Source organism: Curtobacterium sp. AB7 (assembly GCF_044909335.1).
Lineage (GTDB): Bacteria > Actinomycetota > Actinomycetes > Actinomycetales > Microbacteriaceae > Curtobacterium.
In genome coordinates, this window is the sequence record NZ_JBIYED010000001.1 from 669,538 (window position 1) to 690,103 (window position 20,566).

The 20,566-nt window shown below is 70.2% G+C and carries 16 protein-coding genes; 4 read left to right on the plus strand and 12 right to left on the minus strand.

The annotated features are described in order from the left end of the window. The first annotated feature begins 294 nt into the window (after positions 1–294). Entirely contained in the window at positions 295–5,904 is a 5,610-nt protein-coding gene (locus ABH929_RS03410) for a putative toxin (protein ID WP_404560098.1), read from the plus strand. Next, positions 5,904–6,491: a HEAT repeat domain-containing protein gene (locus ABH929_RS03415; protein ID WP_404560099.1), complete on the plus strand. Its 588-nt coding sequence runs from the start codon at positions 5,904–5,906 to the stop codon at positions 6,489–6,491. The genes ABH929_RS03410 and ABH929_RS03415 overlap by 1 nt, the downstream gene beginning before the upstream one ends. 71 nt (positions 6,492–6,562) lie before the next feature. Here the strand turns inward: ABH929_RS03415 and ABH929_RS03420 are convergent, their stop codons facing one another. Both ABH929_RS03420 and ABH929_RS03425 read right to left on the minus strand, forming a co-directional pair. Then, a complete protein-coding gene (locus ABH929_RS03420) occupies positions 6,563–7,384 on the minus strand; it encodes an aldo/keto reductase (RefSeq protein WP_404560100.1) in 822 nt (273 codons plus the stop codon). 141 nt (positions 7,385–7,525) lie between these two features. Further along, the gene (locus tag ABH929_RS03425) at positions 7,526–7,984 is read right to left on the minus strand and encodes a DUF4383 domain-containing protein (RefSeq protein WP_123312179.1); all 459 of its coding nucleotides are present in this window, start codon (positions 7,982–7,984) and stop codon (positions 7,526–7,528) included. Between the two features lie 178 nt (positions 7,985–8,162). Between ABH929_RS03425 and ABH929_RS03430 the strand changes: the two genes are divergently transcribed. Further along, positions 8,163–8,519 (plus strand): VOC family protein, encoded by a 357-nt coding sequence (locus ABH929_RS03430; RefSeq protein ID WP_404560101.1) that lies wholly within the window; start codon positions 8,163–8,165, stop codon positions 8,517–8,519. A gap of 78 nt (positions 8,520–8,597) precedes the next feature. Here ABH929_RS03430 and ABH929_RS03435 read toward each other — a convergent pair whose 3' ends face one another. Genes ABH929_RS03435 through aztB form a run of 4 tightly spaced genes read right to left on the minus strand, consistent with a single transcriptional unit; the run spans position 8,598 to position 12,800 of the window. Then, a complete protein-coding gene (locus tag ABH929_RS03435; RefSeq protein ID WP_404560102.1) occupies positions 8,598–9,776 on the minus strand; it encodes a hypothetical protein in 1,179 nt (392 codons plus the stop codon). Between the two features lie 29 nt (positions 9,777–9,805). Next, entirely contained in the window at positions 9,806–10,714 is a 909-nt protein-coding gene (locus ABH929_RS03440) for a metal ABC transporter solute-binding protein, Zn/Mn family (protein ID WP_404560103.1), read from the minus strand. Next, entirely contained in the window at positions 10,711–11,925 is a 1,215-nt protein-coding gene (locus ABH929_RS03445) for an ABC transporter (RefSeq protein ID WP_404560104.1), read from the minus strand. The genes ABH929_RS03440 and ABH929_RS03445 overlap by 4 nt, the downstream gene beginning before the upstream one ends. After that, complete coding sequence (gene aztB, locus ABH929_RS03450) at positions 11,922–12,800, minus strand: zinc ABC transporter permease AztB (protein WP_404560105.1); 879 nt, start codon at positions 12,798–12,800, stop codon at positions 11,922–11,924. The genes ABH929_RS03445 and aztB overlap by 4 nt, the downstream gene beginning before the upstream one ends. Positions 12,801–12,850: 50 nt before the next feature. On the opposite strand from aztB, the gene aztA reads away from it, so the two are divergent. After that, entirely contained in the window at positions 12,851–13,483 is a 633-nt protein-coding gene (gene aztA / locus ABH929_RS03455; protein WP_404560106.1) for a zinc ABC transporter ATP-binding protein AztA, read from the plus strand. 15 nt (positions 13,484–13,498) lie between these two features. Here the strand turns inward: aztA and ABH929_RS03460 are convergent, their stop codons facing one another. From ABH929_RS03460 to ABH929_RS03485, 6 genes are all read right to left on the minus strand, one after another. Then, positions 13,499–14,740, minus strand: coding sequence for an MFS transporter (locus ABH929_RS03460; protein WP_205463616.1), 1,242 nt, complete (start codon positions 14,738–14,740; stop codon positions 13,499–13,501). Between the two features lie 49 nt (positions 14,741–14,789). After that, positions 14,790–15,818, minus strand: a complete 1,029-nt coding sequence (locus ABH929_RS03465) for a Gfo/Idh/MocA family protein (RefSeq protein WP_404560107.1) — start codon at positions 15,816–15,818, stop codon at positions 14,790–14,792. Then, complete coding sequence (locus tag ABH929_RS03470) at positions 15,815–16,834, minus strand: Gfo/Idh/MocA family protein (protein ID WP_404560108.1); 1,020 nt, start codon at positions 16,832–16,834, stop codon at positions 15,815–15,817. The genes ABH929_RS03465 and ABH929_RS03470 overlap by 4 nt, the downstream gene beginning before the upstream one ends. A 90-nt stretch (positions 16,835–16,924) precedes the next feature. After that, complete coding sequence (locus ABH929_RS03475) at positions 16,925–17,665, minus strand: copper homeostasis protein CutC (RefSeq protein WP_404560109.1); 741 nt, start codon at positions 17,663–17,665, stop codon at positions 16,925–16,927. Then, complete coding sequence (locus ABH929_RS03480) at positions 17,662–19,227, minus strand: M81 family metallopeptidase (RefSeq protein WP_404560110.1); 1,566 nt, start codon at positions 19,225–19,227, stop codon at positions 17,662–17,664. The genes ABH929_RS03475 and ABH929_RS03480 overlap by 4 nt, the downstream gene beginning before the upstream one ends. Beyond that, positions 19,220–20,404, minus strand: a complete 1,185-nt coding sequence (locus ABH929_RS03485; RefSeq protein ID WP_205463619.1) for an ROK family protein — start codon at positions 20,402–20,404, stop codon at positions 19,220–19,222. The genes ABH929_RS03480 and ABH929_RS03485 overlap by 8 nt, the downstream gene beginning before the upstream one ends. Between the last annotated feature and the right edge of the window lie 162 nt (positions 20,405–20,566).

Sequence of the window (20,566 nt, forward strand, 5' to 3'; positions counted from 1 at the left end):
GTCCTCGAACACGTGACCGCACGGGTGGCCTCTCGCGCCGCAGCGAAACACCAACACCTCCAAGGTGTCGTGATCAAGCTCACGCGCCCGACGAACCGGAAGAACGCTGCTCCCGTCGCCGTGAAGGTACCGACCAAGCTGCTCGCACAGCAGTTCGGTGCGGACTACGCACACCGCACACGTTGGGTGCAGCTGGATGGCGACAAGCCGTACTCTGCGGCAGCGGCGGTGCCGGTGGCAACGGTGACCTCGGCGAAGAGCGTGGTCCTGACACCGATGCTCGCTGCTCGCACGGTGACCCTCGCCGCAACGAGTGCGACGGCGTCGAGCAGTGGCTCGGGGAGCTTCTCCGCGACGTCCATGAGGGAATCCGGGTCGTGGGACGTGTCCGCGCAGACCGGAGACTTCACCTGGCAGTACCCGATGGCGGCTCCTGCACCGCCGGCAGGCCCGAGCCCAAATATCGCGCTTGCGTACGACTCGCAGAGTGTCGACGGCGAGACCGGCTCGACGAACAACCAGCCCTCGGCCGTCGGAGACGGGTGGGACCTCGCGGCGGCCGGTTCCATCGAGCGCCGATACGTGCCATGTTCCCAGGACGACGGTGCGTCCGGTCCGGTGAAGACTTCCGGCGACCAGTGCTGGAGAGCGGACAATGCGACGCTCTCCCTGGCAGGCCACAATGCGGCGCTGGTTCGCGACAAGACTTCCGGAACGTGGAAAATGCAGTCCGATGACGGGTCGCGCATCGAGCACCTCGTCGGCACCGGATCCGGTTGCTCTCCGAACGGGACCTACGACACCGACTGCTGGCGCGTCACGACGACCGACGGAACGCAGTACTACTTCGGGAAGAACCAGCTTCCTGGATGGGCGTCCGGAAAGGCCACGACCAACTCGACCTGGACGGTTCCGGTGTTCGGGAACGACGTCGGGGAACCTTGCCATGCGTCGACGTTCGCTGCGTCATCCTGCACACAGGCGTGGCGATGGAACCTGGACTACGTCGTCGATGTCCATGGGAATGCCGAGGCCTTCTACTACGACGCGGAGACGAACAGCTACGGCAAGAACGGCTCGGGCGCCACCAGCTACGTCCGAGGCGGCCAGCTCGATCACATCGACTACGGACTCACTGCCGGCACTGTCTACACGGCCAACGCCGCGAGCGGACGAGTCACCTTCGGCTACAACGCGTACGGACGCTGCAGCGACTCGACCCACGCAAACTGCACGAGTGAAGCCATAACAGCTGCAGCGACGAAGCCCGCGAAGCCGACCTACTACCCGGACGTGCCGTGGGACCAGTTCTGCACGTCGGCATGCACCGCCACTACTGTCCCGAGCTTCTGGACCGATGGCATGTTGGATACGGTGACGACAGCGGTGCGGTCGGGATCTTCCTACGCGACCGTCGACAAGTGGACGCTGTCGCATTCGTTCCCGTCGCCCGGAGACGGTACGAACGCTGCGCTGTGGATGACGCAGGTGCAGCACACCGGGTACTCAGGGAGCAGCTCGCTCACCGAGCCCGCCGTGAAGTTCGGCGGTGTGGCGATGCAGAACCGGGTCTGGGCGGTCGATGGCCTCGCACCGTTGGACAAGCAGCGAATCTCGTCCATCACCTCCGAGACAGGTGCTGTGACATCCGTCAACTACTCGGGCCAGGACTGCACGCCGGCAGAAGTCCCGTCGCTCAAGGGCGACTTGGCGGACAACGTGCGGCGGTGCTTCCCGCAGTGGTGGACGGGCAACGTCGTTCCGGCGCAAGAACCGAAACTCGACTTCTTCCACAAGTACGTCGTGACGAGCGTCGTGGATGATCCCCGCACCGGTGGGGGCAACGACCGGCCGCACGAGACGAGCTACGCGTACACCGGCAAGCCGGCATGGCGCTACTCGAATACGCCGTTCGTGCCGTCGAAGTACCGGACCTGGTCGAACTACGCTGGCTACGACACCGTAGAAGTGCGTGATGGAGCCAAGTCCTCGCCGGCCGATCAACAGGTCACCGCGTACGTCTTCTACCGGGGGCTCGACGGCGACAGGGCTTCCGACGCGGGTGGCACCAAGTCCGTCACGGTGACCGGAGCGTCCGGAGTCGACGATTCACCGTGGCTCGCTGGACGGACGCGTGAAACGGTCGTCCGGGCCGGGGTCGGCGGAGCGGTCATCTCCACCACGGTGCAGACTCCGTGGTCTTCGTCGGTCCTGGCGGACGACGGAACGCTGCAAGCTCGTCGGGTCGACGACGGAACCTCGAGGGTGACGGAGCCGACTTCCTCTGGGGCGACTAGGTCAGTGGTCACATCGAAGGACTACGACTCCCACGGTGAGGAGATCCAGGAGGAGACGCGGAGTTCCGACGCTGGCTCGACCTGCTCGACAACGACCTACGCTCCGGCGAACACGACCACCTGGCTGGTCGGCGTGCCGCTCGAGGAGAAGGTCGTCGATGTCCCGTGCGACACGCAGACGCCCGATGTGAGCGACGTCATGTCGGATGTTCGGACGACGTACGACAACGATGCGCTCGGGGCCGTCCCGACGCACGCTGATCCGACGAAGGTGGAGACCGTCTCGTCGTACTCCGGGTCGGCTCCTGTGTGGACGAAGGCGACTGCTGCGCAGTTCGACGCGATGGGCAGGGTGACCTCCTCCACTGACGAGATCGGACGGACGACGGCGACGACCTACGCACCGACGACCGGCGGCCCGGTCACGGCTGTGACCACGACGAACGTCAAGGGTTGGAAGCACACGGAGACGCTGGAGCCGGGGCGGAACTCGGTTCTGAGCGTGACTGACTTCGACGGCAGCGTCACGACGGCGAGCTACGACCCGCTCGGTCGGCGGACCCAGGTCTGGATGCCAGGACGGGCGAAGGCTGCTTTTCCTTCAGCGCCCAACTACGCCTACGCCTACACCGAGTCCCAGACTGCCCCTCTCGCCGTGGCGACCACCTCGCTCAACGCGACCGGAACGACCACCGCCTTCACGCTCTACGACGGGCTCGGTCGGCAAGTGCAGACGCAGCGCCCGTCGAGTTCCGGGGGCAGCGTCGTCTCCGACACGGCCTACGACAGCCAAGGCCGACCCACGTTGGTGAACAACGACTACTGGTCGAGCGGAAGCGCTCCGTCCAACAAGCTGTTCCTCCCAGTGAGTCAGCAGCAGATCCAGTCCAGCGTCGAGACGCAGTACGACGCCGTCGGCCGTTCCACGGCGGAGATCACGTCGTCGTACGGGGTCGAGAAGTACCGTACGACGACCCGTTACCTCGGTGCGGACGAAGTGGACGTCCTCCCGCCGGCAGGGGGCACGCCGACATCGACCTTCACGAACTCGCTCGGCAAGAAGACGACCTACCGTGAGTACCTCGGTGCATTCGGTTCGACCGAGCGCCAAGACACGCGCTATACCTACGACGGGCGCGGCGCGCTGAGTTCGATGCAGGACCCCGCGGGAAACCAGTGGTCGTGGTCCTACGACGTGCTGGGCCGTCGTGTCGCAGCGAACGATCCAGACGCTGGCTCGTCCACGTACGCTTTCGATGCAGCGGGTCGCCAGACGAGCAGCACCGACGCGCGTGGCGTGACGTTGACCACGCAGTACGACGACCTCGATCGTGAGACCGCCCGCTACGTCGGTGGTACCAACGGCGCCATCGACAGCTCGTGGACCTACGACTCGGTCAAGATCGGACAACTCAGTTCGAGCACGCGGTACGTCGGTTCCACTCCTGGTCACCCCGGGAGCGCCTACACGACCTCGATCGGAGGCTACGACGGTTCCAACCAGCCGACCGCGCGCACGGTCAGCATCCCGGCTGATGCTCCGGCCTTCGGAGGAACCACCTACACGACGAAGCAGGCCTACAACGCCGACGGATCGCTCGCTTCGGTGACCGCTCCCGCGATCGGGGGAATCGCTGCAGAGCGCTCCACGTACACGTACAACGCACTGGGGGCGCCGAGCAGTCTCGCGGGCATCAAGAGCTACGCCGGACTGACGTACGACGCGCTCAACCGGGTCGCACAGGTGGATCGTGACGGCACCGTGGTCAACACGACGGCGTACACGCGCGATGCGGCCACCGGTGCGCTCACCGGGATCCTGGATCAAACCGGGACGGGCTCATCGACGGTCGTCCAGGCGAAGCGGACCTACACGAGGAACGCTGCCGGATCGATCACGTCGACGTCTACGACGGGCACAGCGGGGAGCGAACTCGAGTGCTACGCGTACGACTCCCTGCAGGAACTGACCGAAGCATGGACCCCGACAGCGAGCTGTGCGAATGATCCCGTCGTCGGCGGTCTCGGCGGCGCAAGCCCCTTCTGGCACTCGTACGAGTACGACACGAAAACCGGGAACCGGACTTCGGAAACGAAGCACGTAGCCAGCGGTGACGTCGTCTCCAGCTACTCCTATGCGTCGCCAGGGTCCGCCCATCCCCACGCCGTGGAGCAGGTTGCTCAGGCGACAGCCGGATCAGCTGTCGAGAACTCGACCTACAGTTACGATCCCGCCGGCAACACCATCCAGAACGACGACCTCTCGTTGTCGTACGGCGCCGACGGCAGTGTGTCGTCGATCCAGTCTGGCTCGGGGCAACAGCAGGAGATCTACGACGCCGAAGGAGCGCTCCTGCTCCAGATCGACCCGGTCGACGGCGCCGCTCTCTTCCTCGGTGACACCGAGCTCCGGCAAGAGCCTTCGGATGCAGAGCCGAGAGCCACGCGCACGTACGCCCTCGCGGGCGTCCTGATCGCTGAGCGTTCCGTCGAACCGACGGGTCAGGTCGTCACGGCGCTCGACAGCGACATCAATGGGAACGCCGACCTGGAGAGTTCGGTCTCGGACGGCAAGGTCGTCCGACGCTGGTTCGATCCGTTCGGCAACCTGCGCGAGCCCTCGCCGACGTGGGGATCGAAGCGAGGCTTCCTCAATGCACCCGCGTCGGACTTCTCCGGGCTCGTGCAACTCGGAGCGCGTGCCTACGATGCGTCGCTCGGACGATTCCTTTCGGTCGACCCCGTTTCCGGGACGGACAACCCTCGTCAGAACAACGCGTACGGCTACGGTGCGAACGACCCCGTCAACAACACCGACGCGACCGGCGAGTGCTACCTGGCCATCGGCGGAGGCGGCAACTGTGGCGGTGGGGTGGAGCACGTCAACCCCCACGCCCCGAGCGGTATCAACCACGGCGCGAACGGCCGTGTCTGGGTGACCATCCCCCGCCGACCGTCTGCGCCCCGACCGGCAACGACCTACACGTACGTCAGCGGTGTTCGCCTCGCGCAGCCCCACCCGGTCGGACCGTACTCGAACTTCGAGGTCTCCAGGAAGCAGGCACTGGCAGGCGAGGCGCGCACGCAATGGGCCGCCTGGCAGCTCGGTCAGCTCCTCGACCTGTTCAACGCCCTTCCCCTCGAGGGGGCGGCGGAGAAGGGCGCGGCCGCTGTGGGAGTGGCCGGGGCAGGGGGGCGTGCTACTGCAAGGACTTATCAGCTTGCGCAGGCTCGCGCGGACGCGGCGGCGGCGGCGGAAGCGGTTGCGTCCAGGCTGGCCGCGAATTCAGCGAAGGGCCGAGCAGGTGAGGCATGGGCTGCCGATTACCTCAAGATGAACAAGAATGGAAGACGGTTCGATGCGCCAAGCGGGAAGGTCGCTTACCGTATCCCGGACTTCTTCAAACGAGGCGAGAGTCTCTCAGAGATCAAGAACGTGTCTCGCCAAGGTTGGACCACGCAACTGCAGGACTTCGCTGAGATTGCGAAACAGCAAAATGTGACCTTCAACCTCTATGTTCGAAAGAACACCACACCGTCGTCGCGACTGTTGCAGGCCGAGGAAGACGGTCTCGTGACGATCCACCGAGTGCTCCCGAGGTCCTGATGCCGTTCACTCCAGAAGAAGCAGCCGAGCAGGCGGCGATCCTGGCCGACCTCCGCGCGCTGGGGTACGACTTCTCGAACCTGTCCGTCTTCGCCCAGGCCGGGATTCGTTACAAGGACGCGATCCCCCTGCTGATCGAGTGGCTGCGGAAGGCGCGGACGCCGGCGATGCAACAGGACCTCGCTCGGGCGTTGAGCAATCCATCCGCGAAGGGAATCGCGATGCCCGCGCTGGTCGAGGCGTTCCGGAACTTCCCTGACGAAGCGGGCACGCGCTGGGCGGTGGGGAACTCGATCGAGACCGCGTACGTGGACGCGTACTTCGACGACGTGGCAGCGCTCGCGCTCGATCCCCAGTATGGACGTGCACGGCAGATGGTGGCCCTCGCGCTGGGGAAGTCGAAGCGGCCCGAAGCGGTCGACGTCCTCCTGCAACTCATGGACGACCACGACGTCAGCGGGCATGCGGTGTTCGCACTGAGCAAGCGGCCGAATCCTCGAGCGCGGGCGGCGTTCGAGGAGAAGCTGACCGACGACCGCCCGTGGGTGCGGAAGAAGGCGGCGCTCGGGCTGAAGAAGATCGAGTGAAGCGAAGCAGCTGACGAACTGGAGGCACGGTGCCAGCTGGCACCGTGCCTCCAGTCCGGGGTGGGTCCGCGTCAGCTCGCGGTGCCTTCGAGCGCGTCGAGCGCGGCCACGTCCTCGGCGGCCAGCACGAAGTCGACGTCGGCGTTGTCGGCGATGCGCGACGGGGTCGTGGACTTCGGCAGCGGCAGGACGTCCTTCTCGAGCAGGTAGCGGATCGCGACCTGGGCGACGGACTTGTCGTACTTCGCCGCGATCTCGGCGATCTGCGTGTTCTCGAGCAGGCCGCCGGTGGCGAGCGGCGAGTAGCCCTCGGTGAGGATGTCGTGCTCGCGGTCGAACGCGGTCGTCTCGTCCTGGGTGTTGCCGATGAACCAGCGGATCTGGTTCGCGTGCGGGACGACGTCGGTGCGGCCGAGCAGGTCCTCGAGGTCGGTGACGGCGAAGTTCGAGACACCGATCGAGCGGGTCCTGCCGGCGTCGTAGACCTCTTCCAGGACCTTCCACACCTCGACGTTGCCGTCGCGGTGGTCGGAGCCGATGGCGTCCCAGGGCCACGGTGCGTGCACGAGGTAGAGGTCGATGACGCCGACGTCGAGGTTGCGGCTCGAGGTCTCGAAGGCCTCGCGGGCGCCGTCGGCGGTCTTGATCTCGGCGGGCAGCTTCGTGGTGACGAAGACCTCGTCGCGCGGGACGCCGCTGTCACGGATGGCCTGGCCGACGCTGGCCTCGTTGCCGTAGGCCAGGGCGGTGTCGATGTGACGGTAGCCGGCGTCCAGGGCGGTCTTCGTGGCGTCGTAGGCGTCGTCGCCGGACGGGATCTGCCAGGTGCCGAAGCCGATCTTCGGGATGTGCAGGCCGTTGGACAGGGTGAACGTGTCGGTGAGAGCGGGCATGCGACGGACAGTACGCCGCGGGTTGGTGGACGTGTGGAGCGCCGCCACCGCGCACCGCGCCCCTGCACGGGCATCGCGCCCCGACTCACGTGGGTGCGATGCCCGCCTGGGGGCGCGAACGCGTCAGGCGACGGACGACTGTCAGCGCGTGCGCGCGCCGATGCGCGGCAGCACGAAGCCGAGGACGATCATCGCGACGGCGAGGAACGCGTGCAGGACGTTGTCCGCGCTGTTCAAGGGGACGAAGTTCGCGGGGTCCGCCATGCCGGCCGTGAACAGCCCGTAGACGAACAGGACGGCGTAGACGATGCCGCCGACGACCAGGTAGAGGCGAGCGCCCGACGCCGAACGGGCTGCGATGAGTCCGACGATGCCGAAGAGCAGGTGCACGATGTTGTGCAGGACCGACACCTGGAACAGCCCCAGGAGCAGGGCCATGGAACCGTGGCCGGCCATCGACATCGAGCCCATGTCCATCGTGAGTCCGGGGATGAAGCCGGCGATGCCGACGATCAGGAAGACGACCCCGAAGAGGAGTGCACCCTTCTGGGTCCACGTCGAGCCGGTGCGGTTGCGAGCGGTTGCTGCGTTGCTGGTCATGGTTGGACCTCTCATCTCGTACGCGTCGCGGATGTGACGCACAGGGCATTCGTAGTCGATGCGCAGTCGGATTGCAGGGACGATCCGATTTCCGAACGTCGGTGCACCTGCTGAGTCGGTGCGCATGCCGTGCTGCCTACGCTCCGCAACACGGCAACACCCGACGGAAGGCAACACCATGGCAAGCGGAGTCGCAGCGGTATGGGTCCCGGTCACCGACATGCACCGGGCGGTCGCGTTCTACCGCGACACCCTCGGGCTGACGGTCACGGACGAGTCCGACGACTGGAGCGAGATCGACGCGAACGGTCTCATGATCGGGCTGAACGGTCGCGAGTCGGCGAGCCCGTCGAGCGATGGGGGAGCGGTCATCACGTTCCAGCCGGACGGGTCGATCGAGGACGAGCTGGCGAGCATCCGTGAGCGTGGTGCGGACGTGCAGGGCGAGATCAGCGAGCACCCGTGGGGCAAGATCGTCCCGTTCAAGGACAGCGAGGGCAACGACCTGCAGTTCTACGCGCCGCCGCAGGGCTGACGCGACCCCAGGACAGACGGGAGGCCCGGTGCCAGCTGGCACCGGGCCTCCCGTCTGCGCGCGGTCGCCTGCAGAGCGCTACGCGACAGCGATCTCGTTGGGCACGCCCGGCAGTGCATCGCTCGAGGCGACGACCTTCCCGGTGGTGAGGTCGACGGCGTGGACCTTCCGCTCGGCGGGGTCGGTGACGTAGGCGATGTCGCCAGCGACCTTCACGGCGGGGTGGGCGTCCTGCCACTCGGCCGGGCCCTCCCACGCGTCGATCACGGGGAACGAGTCGAGTTGCTCACCGGTGGTCTCGTCGAAGGTGTGCAGGGCGCCGTCGTCGCCGAGGACCACCGCTTCGTCGCCGGGGCCGCGTGCGAGGTCGCGGAACGTGAAGCCGACGCCGTCGGGCATGTCCGCGACGGTGTACTTCCCCGAGGCCGCGTCGATCAGGGCGATCTGGTCGAGCAGGTACCCCTCGCTGTCCGGGTCGTCGTTGTAGTCGCCGACCGCAACCGACGAGTGTGGCGTGGTGAACAGGTTGCCAGTGCGGCCGTACTCGGTCGGGGCGTCGAGCTTCTCGAACGCGCCGTCGGCGTAGACGAGCGCGCCGTCGGTGCAGCCGAAGACCGCGACCTCGTCCTGGACCGCACCTTCGCCGTGCACGTCCGGGCAGGCTTCGGAGCGCGTGCGTTCCTTGCCGTCGGTGTCCAGGGCGCGCACGCCCGAGCGGCTCTCCTCGGTCCCGATGGTGGTCAGGAGCGTGCCGTCCTCGAGCTCGATCGCGACGCCGTGGTGCGCCGCCTCGGACTCGGTGGTCCGGGCGTCGGGCAGGGCGTCGCCGTCGAGCTCGGTGTTGTCGAAGGTCGTCACGTCGCCGGTGCCGTCGGCGAACAGGGCGGTGTGGTCACCGTGCACGACGGCGTGCCCACCGGTGTCGGCCGGGAAGACCGCGTCGGTGAGGGCCGGGTCCGCTGCGGTGTCGAGCACCCGGAAACCCTCGGGCACCGTGACGAGCACGTGGCGGCCGTCGCCGGCGGGGTTCACCCGGGTGAAGCCGTCGACGGCGTCGTCGGCCACGACCTGCAGGTCCTGGTCGAGCACGAGCAGGCCGCCGTCGTAGGTCAGCGTGATGCGGGTGCCGTCGGCCTTCGGGGCCGAGGTGCTCTCGGCATCGGCGGCGTTCGTGGCGCACCCGGTCAGGGCGAGGGCCGCGGCACTGAGCAGCGCGGCCGGCAGTGCTGCGGCGCGGAGGGTCTGGGTTCTGGTCATGTCGAACACTGTACTGATTCTCATTCTCATCAAGAAATCGGAGCCGTCAGGCCGTCGACGATCGACTCGGTGTTCGAGCGCATCATCCCGAGGTAGGTCGACGCGGCGCCGTCCTCGGTCAGGGACTCGGTCGCCAGCGAGCGGATCGACACCTGCACGTCGACCTCCTCCGCCAGGACCTCGGCCAGGCGTGCGGGTTGCGAGGCATCGGCGAAGATCGTCGGGACGCCCGCCTGCTCGATCGCGTCCGCCAGGTCACGCAGGTCGGCGGCACTCGGGGACGCCAGGGTCGTGCCGCTCGGGATCACGGCACCCACCACCCGGAACCCGTAGCGGTCGGCGAGGTAGCCGAACACGTGGTGGTTCGTCACCAGGGCCCTCCGATCGGCGGGGACGGTGTCGAACGCGGCGGTCATGTCGTCGTCGAGGGCATCGAGCCGGTCGGTGTAGGCCTCGGCGCCGGGTGTGTCGATGCCGACGGCGTCCAGTTCGTCGTCGAGGGCCTCGACCACGTCGACCATCCGCGCGGGGTCCGTCCAGAAGTGCGGATCGGGGCCGCTGTCGTCGTCGGTGGTCCACTCCAGGGCGTCGATCGCGTCGCCGGCGGTGAACACGGGCACGCCGTCGTCGGCCGCGGCGCGGACGTGGTGGGCCACCCCTTCCTCGAGCCCGAGGCCGTTCTCGACCACGAGGTCGGCGCTCCGGAGTCGCGCCGCCTGCTGCGCGGAGACCTCGAACGAGTGCGGATCGCCGCCAGGGGGCATGAGCACCATGACGTCGACGTCGTCGCCGACGACCTCGGTCACGACGTCGCCCAGGATGTTCGTCGTCACGGCGACGAGTGGGCGGTCCGAGCCGGTCGTGGTGCAGCCGGCCGTCGTGACGGCGACGGCTGCGACGACGAGTGCTGCGGTCAGTGCGCGCCCGCACACCCTCACAGTCCCACCTCGGCGAAGGCGACGGGCGCGAACGGGAACTCGACGGTCCGGGCCACGCGGGCGCCGTCCGCGAAGTCGACCTCGTGGACGACGGGGGTCGTGGGGTCGGCCACGTACGCACGCTGCGCGTCGAGCTGCAGCAGCGGCGCTCGGTCGCCGTCGACCAGGGGATCGGTCGTCGCGACCTTCCCGGTCGAGGCGGTCACCACGACCACCCGACCGGCGTCGTCGACCCCGACCACGTGCTCGTCCTGGTCGTCGACGGCGACCACCGCACGCAGGGGCCGTTCGGTCGGCACGTGCTGCCAGGAGCCCTGTCGGACGTCGAGCAACCAGAAACCGGTGTCGCCCGCGAGTCCGGCGACCGTGGGGCGACCGGACCGCGCGGCGAACGCGGTCGGTCGTTCGGCGTCGTCCGGCAGCGCGACGAACGAGGCGTCGCCGGCATCGTCGACGACGACCGCTCCGTCGGCGCAGCCCACCACGGCGCCGGCGCGGGTGACGATCCCACCAGCGGGGTCGGTGCAGGCGTGTCCGGCGCTGGCCGTCCCGGTCGACCCGGTCTGCGCTCCGTCGCCATCGAGGACGCGGACGGTGTCGCCGTCGGCGGCCACCAGGTGCTCGCCGAGCGGCAGCAGCACGGTCGCGTCGAGTCGGGCGGTCTCGTCGAGCTCGCCCTGCCCGAGTGCCGCGCGGTCGAGCACCACTGCCTCGCCGCGCTCCGGCCAGGCGATCGTGGTCATCGTCTCCGACGAGTGCACCTGGACCGGACCGCCGCCCTCGAGCGTCCCGACGACGCGCGGCTCGGCGGCGTAGTAGTGCGTGTGGTCGCCGTGGTCGACGGTCCAGGAGCCGCCGTCGACGACCGTGGTGCGGTCGCCGTCGCTCGTCACCAGGAACCGACCGTCGGTCGCGGAGTGCTCGGCTGCGCCGACGCGGTCCAGGTCGGTCGTGTCGCCGGTGAGCAGGTCGTGCCGGGCCGTCTCGCCGGTCGCGGAGACGGCCAGGAGGCCCAGCTGCGGTTCCTGGGACTCGGTCGCGCCCGCCACGTAGCCGTGCGGGGCCGTGGTCGCGCTGGCGTCGTCGGCCGGCGGTGTCGACGCGGTGGAACACGCCGTGACGGTGAGCGCGAGGCCGGTCGTCAGGCCCAGGGCGCCCAGGAGTCGAGTGCGTCGTGCGCGTGTGCGGTCGGTGGTCGGGTCGTGGTTCATGGTGCCTCTCGTGCTGTGGCTCGGACGGGGTGTTCGACGGACCTGGTGGTCGCGCGCGCGACCCTGCGGACGACGGCGGCGGTGACACGGGACAGGGCGACCCCGGCGACGGCGACGGCCGCGATGCTGGCGCCGGCGGCGGTTCCGACGTGCCACGAGACGAGCAGGCCGACCAGGACGGCGGCGACACCGAGCATCGCGCCGAGGAGCATCGTCGAGGCCACGTGCTTCGTCCAGGCGCGGGCCGCGGCGGCGGGCGCGAGCAGCAACCCCACGACCAGCAGGGTGCCGACGGCCCGGTACGAGGCCACGACGGCGAGTGTGACCAGGCCGACGAGGACCACCTCGGCGAGGCGGGGGTGCAGGCCGAGCGTCGCGGCCTTGCGGACGTCGAAGGCCAGTGCCGTGAACGGTCGGTGGAACGCGGCGGCGACGAGCAGGGCGACGGCGACGGCGATCGCCAGGCCGACGAGGTCGGCGCGGGTGACGGCCAGCACGTCGCCGAACAGGATCGCGGTGACGTCGGTGGCGAAGGACCGCGATGCCGACACGATGATGACCCCGAGCGCGAGCATCCCGACGAAGAGCAGCCCGATCGAGGTGTCGTACGACAAGCCACCGCGTCGTCGCAGCGCCCCGACGCCGAACACCATCACCCCGGCGCTCACAGCGGCGCCGAGCACTGCGGGCACGCCGGTGAGCGCTGCGATCGCGACGCCGGGCAGCATGCCGTGCGACAGTGCCTCGCCCAGGAACGCCATCCCACGCACGAGCACCCACGTCCCGACGACGGCGCACAGCACCGCGGCCAGGGCGCCACCGGTCAGGGCACGCACCATGAAGTCGACGGTGAAGGGGTCGGTCAGCCAGGTCACGATCCGAGACGCTACATGAAAACGACTATCGATACTGATAGCGTGCTCAGGTGTTCGCGACCGATCCGATGCCCGCCGTCCGCCTCGAGCAGGTGACCGCCCGCCGCGGAGAGCGGACCGTCCTCGACGGCCTCGACGCGACCTTCCCTGCCGGCCGGGTCACCGCGCTGACCGGACCCAACGGATCCGGCAAGTCGACGTTGCTCGACGTGGTGGCGGGCGTGCTGCGGCCGACCGCCGGGCGCGTCACGGGCCTCCCGTCAGACGGCGTCGCCCACGTGAGCCAGTCCGTCCCACCGACCACGCTCCCGCTCACCGTCCGCGCGGCCGTCGCGATGGGCCGGTGGCGTCACCGGGCCTGGTGGCGTCCGCTCGGACGTGACGACCGAGCCGTCGTCGACGCGCAGCTCGCGCGGATGGCGATCGCTGACCTGGCGGACCGGCCCCTCGACGCGTTGTCCGGCGGGCAGCGGCAGCGCACGCTCGTGGCACTCGGGCTGGCGCAGCGGGCCGGGGTGCTGCTCGTCGACGAACCGACGGCCGGGGTCGACGCGGCGTCCGCGGCGCTCGTGGTGTCGGCGCTCGCCGCCGAGGCTGCCGACGGCGTCGTCGTCGTGCACGCTGCACACGACCCTGCAGCGATCGCCGCAGCCGACGCCGTGGTCACCCTCTCCGCGCCCTGACGGCGCGGGCGGCAGTCAGGGGCAGGCGACGGCGACGGAACCCGTCGAGGTCGTCACCGGCGCCGGTGCCGGAGCCTCGTCGGCGACCGGCGCTGCGCTCGAGCGGCGCAGTCCGAGGGAGACGAGCACGATCGCGCCCACGACGGCGACCCCTCCGGACAACCAGAAGTCCGCGGCGAGCCCGAACGACGACACCGCCGCGCCGCCGAGCACCGACCCCGCGGCGATCGCGAGCTGGATGGTCGTGACGAACAGCGCGAGCCCGGTCTCGGACCCGGCGGGTGACGCCGTGGACATCCACGTCTGCATGCCGAGCGGCAACGCGCCCCAGACCAGCCCCCACACCACGAGCAGCACGAACACCCCGACGACCGAGTGCGCGAGCAGGGGAAGCAGGACCACGGCGGCCGCGAGGGCGACCTTCGACACGCTGATCGTCCCGAGCACGCTCCGCCCGAGGGTGAAGCCGGCGGCGAAGTTCCCCACGATTCCCGCGACGCCGAACACCAGCAGCGCGAGCGTGACGGTGTCCGGGCCGACCCCGACCAGGTCCTGCAGGTACGGCGCGATGTACGTGTACGCGGCGAACTGTGCGGCGAACAGGAACGCGGCGGCGATCAGACCGACACGGGCGCGGGGGACGCGGAGCAGCGAGCCGAGCGTCGCGAACCGGACCTGCTGCTGCGCGGGGATGCGCGGCAGCATCGCGAGCTGCAAGACGAGCGCGACCAGACCGAGCACACCACCGATGACGAACGCGAGCCGCCAGGTGGCGAGCGACGAGACGAGGGCGCCGAGCGGCAGGCTCACGACCGTCGCGACCGAGACGCCGGCGGTGATGAGCGAGGTCGCCCGGATCGTGGCGGCCGGCCGGACCAGTCGACCGGCGATGCCGGCGCCGATCGCCCAGAACCCGCCGATGCCGACGCCCAGGAGCATGCGCGCCACGAGCAGCACACCGAACGACGGGGCGATCGCTGCGAGGCCGTCCGCCACCACGAGCAGCACGGTCAGCGAGACGAGCACGACACGGCGGTCCACCCGCGAGGTCAGGACCGTGACGACCGGTGCCGCGACGGCACCGACGAGCCCCGTGGCGACGACCATGAGCCCGGCCGTGCCGATCCCGACGTCGAGGTCGGCGGCGATGGCGGGCAGGAGTCCGATCGGCAGGAACTCGGAGAGCACGAGGACGAAGGACCCGAGTGCGACGGACGTGACACCGAGCCACCCGCGGCGCTCTGCTGACGAGGTCATGGGTTCGTCAAGCAGCGCCGGTCGCGGGCCATTCCCGCGTGTCGTGTCGCTACTCGCTGGCTACCGACACGGTGCGGCCCGACGCCACCGACTCCTGCGCCGCGAGCACGATCGACAACGTCCGCAGCCCGACGTGCACGTCCGGCTGCGGTTGCACGCCCGACCGGACGGCGTCGACGAACATCCGGAGCATCACGGCATCGGGGTCGGCGCCGTAACGGGACTCGATCGGCAGCCCGGTCTCCGCGACGATCCCGCGAGCAGCCGCACCGAAGAAGTCGAGCGACACCGTGCCGCCCGTCCCGGCGACGTCGAGCGTCAGTCCACCCCACACCGCCGAGGTGTCCGGCTTGCTCCACGAGCAGTCGATCGCGGCGACGACGCCGTTCGCGTACGTGATCGTGACGAGTCCGGCGGTCTCCGCCCGTGCCCGGGCCGCGTGCAGCGTGCGGTTCGCCACGGCCGTGACGGTGACGGGCGCCGAGCCCATCAGGCCCTCGAGCAGGTCCGCGATGTGCACGACGTGGTCGACGATCGCGCCACCGCCGGACAGCTCCGGCTCGGTGAACCACGACCGGGTCAGGGGGAGCATGCCGTTGTTCGCGCCGCGGACCGAGAACAGCTGTCCGAGCGCACCGGAGTCGTGCGCCGCTCGGAGCTTGTCGAACGCCGAGGTGAACCGCACCGGGAACGCCACCATGAGCATGACGCCCGCCGCGTCGACGGCGTCGCGGATCGCGAGGCCGTCCGCCCACGTGGTCGCGAGCGGCTTCTCGCACAGGACGTGCGCACCGGCGGCGGCCGCGGCCTCGACGAGTTCGCGGTGCCGGGCGTTCTCGCTCGTGACGACGACGGCGTCCGGGGCCCAGGCGAGCAGCTCGTCGTACGTCTCCGCGTAGGCGACCCCGAGCTCGTCGGCCAGGTCGCGGCCGCGCAGCTCGATGACCGTCTCGCCCGTGCTGACGCCGTCCGGGTCGGCACCCCGGACCTCGACCCCGGGCATCGCGGCGAGGGCGCTGAGGTAGCCGATCGCATGGGTGTGGGCGAACGACATCACGGCGATCTTCAGGGCGCTCATGCGCGAGCCCCCGTCATCAGGGACACCGGCTGCCCCGTGTCCATCGACTCGAGTGCCGCGTTCGCGATCCGGACCGCCTCGGCGCCGTCCGCCGCCGTCACCCGTGGAGCGGCACCGCCGGCGAACGCTCCGAGGAACTCGGCCAGTTCGAGTCCGTACGGGTCGTCGGCGGGGTCGACCTCGGGCAGGAAGCCGTCCGCGGCGTCGGGCACCGCGAGGTCGGCGACGTAGTCCTGTTCGTCGAGCGACCGGTGCGCCAGGCTGCCGCGTGTGCCCGTCACCGAGTACTCGGTCGAGAACGCGAGGTGCTGCGGTCCCCAGATCCCGGCGACGTGGCTGATCGCCCCGGACTCGTGCGTGAGCAGGACGTGCGCCGCCTCCACCGGCTCGGCCTCGGTGCCGGCACGGACGCCGACTGCCGACACCGTGGTGACGGGTCCGGCGACCCAGCGCGCGATGTCGAGGTCGTGGATCATCTGGTCCATCACGATGCCGCCGGACAGTGCCCGGTCGGCGAACCACGCGGTGCGGATCGGGAAGGCCCCGGAGCGCACGAACCGCAGGACCGCCAGGTCGCCCAGGAGGCCCGTGGTGACGGCGTCGTGCAGGCGCACGTACGCGGGGAAGAAGCGCACCACGTGGGCCGGGAAGAGCTGTCGGCCAGCGTCCTGCGCACGGGCCACCAGGTCGGCAGCGTCGGCGTCGGTCCGGGCGAGCGGCTTCTCCGACACGACGTCCTTGCCGGCGGCGAGTGCGGCGCGCACGACCTCGGCGTGGGCGAAGGTCGGCGTCACCACGTCCACGACGTCGACGGTGGCGAACAGGTCGTCGAGCGAGTCGACGACGGTGATCGACGACCCCGCGGCGGCTGCCGCCGGGGCGAACGCCGCCGCGAGCTCCGGTGCGCCGTCCTGCGCGTACACGACGACCGGGCCGAGGCGGAGCAGGCCGGGCATGTGCGCGTGGGCGATGCCGCCGGCGCCGACGAGGCCGATCCGGGGAGGGGTCGGGGGCATCGGGGCTCCTTCGCGGGGTGGGCCGGTCGACGATGACGGGGACGACGCCATGCTACCGAGCGGGGCGTCGCGGCTGACGCGGGCTCGGTGTCAGGCGTCGAGGGCGCGTCGGGCGGCCGCCACGACCTCGGCATCGGTCACGAAGTGCGCCGAACCGTCGTCGGCCCCACCCATCGGGACCCCTGCATGGGCGCTGTCCGGCGCGGCACGCTTGGCCGACAGGTGCACGGCGGCGGCACCCGTCGCGACCAGCGCCCGGATGTCGGCGGGGATGACGCCGGCACCGGCCATGACCTGCACCGGCCCGGCTGCGTCGACCATCCGGGCGATCGTGGCAGCGCCGGCTCCAGCGGTGGGCGCGCCACCGGAGGTCAGCACGCGCGTGAAGCCGAGCGCCGCGAGCGTGGCTGCTGCCGCGACGGGGTCCACCGCGTGGTCGATCGCCCGGTGCAGGGTGATCTCGGCGGTCGTGCTGACCGAGCGGGCGGCGTCGACGAAGCGGCGCAGGGCGTCCTCGTCGAGGGTCCGGTCCGGGCGCAGCGCACCGACGACGACGCCGGCGGCACCGGAGCGCAGGACCGTCCGGACCTCGCGCACCATGAGCTCGACCTCGTCGGGGGTGTGCACGAACCCGCCGGGGCGGCACCGGACCAGCGCGTGCGCCGGGATCCCGGTCTCGTGGGTCGTCTCGACCAGGGCCTGCGACGGGGTCAGCCCCCCGAGCTCGAGCCCGACGCAGAGCTCGACCCGGTCGGCCCCGCCGTCCCGTGCGACGACCGCACCCTGCGGCGAGGTGACCGCGATCTCGAGTGCAACGGGCGAAGGGGTCATGCAGAGGCTCCGAGTGGCTGGTCCGAGGCCGGGATGATCCTGGCGGTCAGGTCCGGGGCCTCGGGGAACACTCGATCGTAGGGGAACATCGGCCGCTCGATCCTGTGGTGCCCGAGGCGCAGCAGGTCCTGGTCGACACCACCCGGGGTGAGCGCGAGCATCCAGTCGGCGGCCATGTCGAACAGCTCCGGCTCGAGGTACCCGATCTTCACCACGACGACGTCGGCCTGCCGTGGTGCCAGGTCGAGGTCGGTGAAGTCGTGCTCGTGGTGGTACGGCTTGCGCAGCTTCGTCAGGATCGCGAAGACGCTGCCGACCTGCAGCACGACCTCGGTCTCGGCGTCGCGGTCGCCGTGCTTGATCGCGTGCACACGGCCGGTCATCGTGATCGGTCCGGCGTGCACGGCATCGACCGACGCACCTGCGGTCACCGTGACGGTCGCACCCACACCGGCCTCGACCGCGGTCGCCACGGCGGCAGCGCCGGGGACGCTCGCGTAGATCAGGGTGGGGCCGTCGGCGCTCGCGAAGGCCGGGTTCGCGAGCACCTGGGTCAGCCCCCAGGTCATGTCGCCGGAGCCGCCCGCGGTGGGGTTGTCGCCGGAGTCGGACACGAAGTACGGGTGTGCGGCGCCGGGCGCGAGCGCGGCGGCGAGGCACTCGTCGAACGTGCCGGTGGGTGCGACGAACACGAAGTCCTCGCGGACGTCCCAGAAGGCACGGGCGAGGCGCTCGGCCCCGGCGGCGACGGCGGCCTCGTCCCACCCGGTGACGACGGTGACGGCCTGGTCGCGGGGCTGGTCCGCCCAGGCGTAGCCGACCCAGATCGCGGCGTCGAGCACGCCGTCGGTCTGCTCGACGAGCGGCACCTGGGCGTACAGCGAGGCGGCGGGTTCGAGGCGGGTCGAGGTCTGCTCGCCGGGCAACAGGACGGGGATGGGGATCCAGGCCTTCACGGGGCGCTGCGCTCCGGCGGGACGCGTGGTGAGCACGTCGACCAGGTTCCGGACGGCACGTTCCTTGGTCTCCATGGCGTCCTCGTGCGGGGCCATCCGGTAGCAGGTGACCAGGTCGACCTGGTGGGCGAGCTCGCGCGTGACGTTGCCGTGCAGGTCCATCGACGCCGACACGATGACGTCCGGGCCGATCACCGCACGGATCCGTCCGAGCAGGTCTGCCTCGGCGTCGTCGAGCCCCTCGACGACCATCGCGCCGTGGATGTCGTACCAGAGGCCGTCCACGTGCTCGGCGTCGACGATCGCGCGCAGTCGCGTGACGATCTCGGCCGCGAGCTCCTCGTACGACGCCCGGTCCACGATGCCGCCGGGCAGTGCGTGCCCGATGAGCGCCCCGCGGAAGTCCGCCGCGTCCGACATCGCGGACAGGAACGGGTACCGCGCCACGACCTCGTCGCCACGGTCCGGGTGGAACGCCGGCGCGTGGGTGCGGGTGGGCGTGAAGGTCGACGTCTCGATGGCCAGTCCGGCGACGGCGACGACCGGACGGCGGGCACCGGCAGGGTCGGCGGGGACGGCGGGGGTGGCGGACACGGTCTCAGACACGGACGCTCCTGTTCCTGGTGGTGGACTGCGGGATGGGGGTGGACAGTTCCTCGAGCGAGGCGGCGAGGCCCCGCTGCAGTGCGAACTGGCCGGCACCGACGAGCCCGGCGTCGGCACCGAGCGACACCGGTTCGATGGCCAGGTGCTGCGTCATGAGCGGGTGGCAGCTCTCGTAGAGCTGACTGCGCACGGCCGCGATGAAGGGGTCGAGGGTGGAGAGGATGCCGCCCAGGTAGACGGCGTCCGGGTTGAAGAAGTTCACGTTGGCCGCGAGCACCTCGCCGAGGTACCGACCGGCCAGGCGCACGGCACGGGTGGCTTCGGGGTGCGCGTCCGAGGCGAGTCGGACGACGTCGGCGGTCGAGGAGACGTCGACCCCGGCGCTCGACAGGATCCGCACCAGGGCGGCTCCGGACGCGACGGTCTCGAGGCACCCGGTGTTCCCGCACGAGCACGGGGTGTCGCCGGCGGCGTCGATCCGCACGTGGGTGATGTCGCCCGCCGAGCCCGTGGATCCGCGGTACAGGCGGCCGTCGATGACGATGCCCGCGCCGATCGCCGACCCGGCCTTGATCGTGATGGTCTGCCGGCGTCCCGGAGGCTGCACGCTCTGCTCGCCGGCGGCCATGCAGTTCGCGTCGTTGTCGACGATCGCCGGCAGGCCGAAGCGGTCGGACAGCCAGGCGGCCACCGGGAACCCGTTCCAGCCCGGCATCCGGCTCGGCAGGTCGACGACACCGGCCTCGACGTCGACGGGTCCGGGCAGACTGAGCCCGACCCCGCGCAGACCGGCGCGGCCACGGTCGTCGGCGAGCCGCTCGAGCAGGCCGGCCAACCGCTGCAGGCCCGCGGTCGGGCCGTCGGAGAGTGCGAACGGGACGTTCGCGACGGACTCGAGCGCGCCTCCCGGCAGCACGATCCCGACCCGTGCGTGCCCGCCGCCGACGTCCGCGGCGACCGCGTACTCGTCGACGCCGCCGATGCGGAGCACCTTGCGGGGGCGTCCGCCGGTCGAGACGTCGGTGCCCTCTTCCGCGAGGAGCCCGTGCGACAGCAGCTGGGTGACGACGTGCGACACCGTCGACGGAGCGGCGCCGAGCAGCGTGGCGATCTCGGTGCGACTCGACGCCTGACCCGACGCGACGAGTTCGAGGACGCGAGCAGAGAGGTCCGTCACGACTTTCTCCAATCCGGGGGAAACGACGGTCGAACCGACCGATCACCCGGAGCCTAACCGGCGGAACGGCCCGTTCACCCTTTCGTCCAAATGGCAGAAACGCAGTTTTTACACGAAGATGTTTGTTTTTCCAACGGCTTTGGCCATTGACTGTGTCCGTGC

Bases quoted from the DNA above. Each gene is read 5' to 3' on its own strand.
- ABH929_RS03435 (WP_404560102.1), bottom strand. From the start codon at position 9,776: ATGACCAGAACCCAGACCCTCCGCGCCGCAGCACTGCCGGCCGCGCTG.
- ABH929_RS03475 (WP_404560109.1), bottom strand. From the start codon at position 17,665: ATGACCCCTTCGCCCGTTGCACTCGAGATCGCGGTCACCTCGCCGCAG.
- ABH929_RS03430 (WP_404560101.1), top strand. From the start codon at position 8,163: ATGGCAAGCGGAGTCGCAGCGGTATGGGTCCCGGTCACCGACATGCAC.
- ABH929_RS03425 (WP_123312179.1), bottom strand. From the start codon at position 7,984: ATGACCAGCAACGCAGCAACCGCTCGCAACCGCACCGGCTCGACGTGG.
- ABH929_RS03465 (WP_404560107.1), bottom strand. From the start codon at position 15,818: ATGAGCGCCCTGAAGATCGCCGTGATGTCGTTCGCCCACACCCATGCG.
- ABH929_RS03460 (WP_205463616.1), bottom strand. From the start codon at position 14,740: ATGACCTCGTCAGCAGAGCGCCGCGGGTGGCTCGGTGTCACGTCCGTC.
- ABH929_RS03445 (WP_404560104.1), bottom strand. From the start codon at position 11,925: ATGAACCACGACCCGACCACCGACCGCACACGCGCACGACGCACTCGA.
- ABH929_RS03415 (WP_404560099.1), top strand. From the start codon at position 5,904: ATGCCGTTCACTCCAGAAGAAGCAGCCGAGCAGGCGGCGATCCTGGCC.
- ABH929_RS03470 (WP_404560108.1), bottom strand. From the start codon at position 16,834: ATGCCCCCGACCCCTCCCCGGATCGGCCTCGTCGGCGCCGGCGGCATC.
- ABH929_RS03420 (WP_404560100.1), bottom strand. From the start codon at position 7,384: ATGCCCGCTCTCACCGACACGTTCACCCTGTCCAACGGCCTGCACATC.